Raw genomic sequence first — 1981 nt, 5'->3', positions numbered from 1 at the left:
CAGAAATGGATGGTCGATCTGACGCTGGCCAGGAATGGCCTGCCTGTTCGATATTTTCTGCCGCAACAGGCCATTATTTCAGGCTTGGCTGATATGATTCCACCTGCCCGCCTGATTCAATCGTATCGGGCCCTGATTACACGCCGCCAGGAGGCCGAGCAACCGCTCAACGCCCGCCTCTTCCTGGAAAGCCTTTTACTGGACTATCGAGCCCTGTTTGCCAATTGATCAAAGATGAGTGAAGCAAAACCCGCTCCGCAGCGCCCTAGCGTTCTCTCGCTGAACATCAATTCGAAATCTGCGCTTTACGCCGCGTTCATGCCCCATTTGCGCAGCGGCGGCATCTTCATTCCGACGACGCGGAGCTACACCATCGGCGATGAAGTCTTCATGTTGTTGTCATTGATGGACGATCCGGCCAAGCTGCCGATTGCTGGCAGCGTCGTCTGGATTACCCCGGCGGGTGCACAGAATGGCCGGGCACAGGGAATCGGCGTGCATTTCAACAATGACGAAAGTGGCCAGGAAGCCCGGCGCAAGATCGAAGGCCTGCTCGGCGGCGTCATGCAGTCGGCCCGTCCCACGCACACCCTCTGATTGACCGGCATGCTGGTCGACTCTCACTGCCACCTGAATTTCCCAGATCTGGCCAATCGCATACCCGAGGTCCTGCAGTGCATGCAGGAAAATCAGGTCGATCTGGCGGTCTGCATCAGCGTCAATCTCGAAGACTTTCCCCTGGTGATCGCTCTCGCCGAGCAACATGCGCAGCTTTATGCAACGGTCGGCGTCCATCCTGAATACACGGATGTCGAAGAGCCCGACGAAGACCGGCTTTTGGCGCTGGCTGCACACCCCAAGGTCATCGCCATCGGCGAAACCGGCCTTGACTACTATTGGCAGAAGGATCAGCCGGAGTGGCAGCGCGATCGTTTTCGCACCCACATCCGTGCCGCCAAGCGTTGCGGCAAGCCGCTGGTGGTGCATACCCGTGATTCTGCATCCGACACGCTGCGCCTCCTGAAAGAAGAGGGCGCCGATGCGGTGGGCGGCGTCATGCACTGCTTTACGGAAAACTGGGACATCGCCTGCCGGGCGCTTGATCTGGGTTTTTATCTCTCGTTTTCCGGGATCGTGACGTTCAAGAACGCCACCATCGTCAAGGAGGTGGCGCAGAAATGCCCGCTTGACCGCCTCCTCGTTGAAACCGACTCGCCCTATCTGGCGCCGGCTCCCTATCGCGGCAAGCCGAATGAGCCGGCTTACGTGAAATATGTTGCCGAGGAGGTTGCCCGGTTGCGCGGCATGTCAGTCGATGCCGTCCACGAAGCGACAACCGATAATTTCTTTTCGTTATTCAAAGGCGCCAAAAAGCCATGAAAATTAGCCAAAAATTCCGGTTGACCGTAGCAATCGTTTTGGCCACCCCCATGATCGCCTGCGCGGCCACCTATGACGATCTGATTACCTCGGCCAGGATGGGTGACCTCAGTCAACTTGAGCAGCTTGCCGCCAAGGGTGCATCCCTCGATACGACGGACATAGATGGCAATACGCTGCTGATGCTGGCCGCCCGCGACGGGCATGTCGAGACGGTGGATTTTCTGATCAAGAACCGCGCCAAACTCAACGCCCGCAATGCGGCCGGCGATACGGCACTTCGTCTGGCCGCCTTTCGCGGGCATCAGAAAATCGTTGAATTGCTTTTGGCTGGTGGCGCGGCGGTTAACATGCAAGGCTGGACACCTCTGGCCTATGCGGCATTCAGCGGCCATCTCGAGATAGCTAAGTTGCTCATCAAATCGGGTGCAGACGTGAATCTGGCGTCCGAAAACGGCACGACCCCGCTCATCGCCGCAGCACGGAGTGGGCACCTTGATGTCGCACAACTTCTGATCGGCAGCAAAGCTGAACTTGGACGTGCCATGGATACGGGCGAAACGGCGCTTGATATCGCATTGCGGTTCAACAATACCGATAT

General features: G+C 57.7%; 3 protein-coding genes and 1 pseudogene. All 4 read left to right on the top strand.

The window, feature by feature from the left end:
- Positions 1-228, top strand: a pseudogene (locus tag ADADOO_RS14135) (DNA polymerase III subunit delta'); the annotation flags it as partial.
- A gap of 6 nt (positions 229-234) precedes the next feature.
- A complete protein-coding gene (locus tag ADADOO_RS14130) occupies positions 235-597 on the top strand; it encodes a PilZ domain-containing protein (RefSeq protein WP_511278145.1) in 363 nt (120 codons plus the stop codon).
- Between the two features lie 9 nt (positions 598-606).
- Complete coding sequence (locus tag ADADOO_RS14125) at positions 607-1380, top strand: TatD family hydrolase (protein WP_511278144.1); 774 nt, start codon at positions 607-609, stop codon at positions 1378-1380.
- Positions 1377-1981: ankyrin repeat domain-containing protein (locus ADADOO_RS14120; RefSeq protein ID WP_511278143.1), on the top strand; the 605-nt coding region annotated here is incomplete at its 3' end. The genes ADADOO_RS14125 and ADADOO_RS14120, both read left to right, overlap by 4 nt.

The sequence above is a fragment of the Azonexus sp. genome, from assembly GCF_036170495.1.
GTDB lineage: Bacteria > Pseudomonadota > Gammaproteobacteria > Burkholderiales > Rhodocyclaceae > Azonexus.
This window is presented reverse-complemented; position numbering and strand designations above follow the sequence as displayed.

Coding starts and splice junctions, on each gene's coding strand:
- ADADOO_RS14130 (WP_511278145.1), top strand. CDS start 235: ATGAGTGAAGCAAAACCCGCTCCGCAGCGCCCTAGCGTTCTCTCGCTG.
- ADADOO_RS14125 (WP_511278144.1), top strand. CDS start 607: ATGCTGGTCGACTCTCACTGCCACCTGAATTTCCCAGATCTGGCCAAT.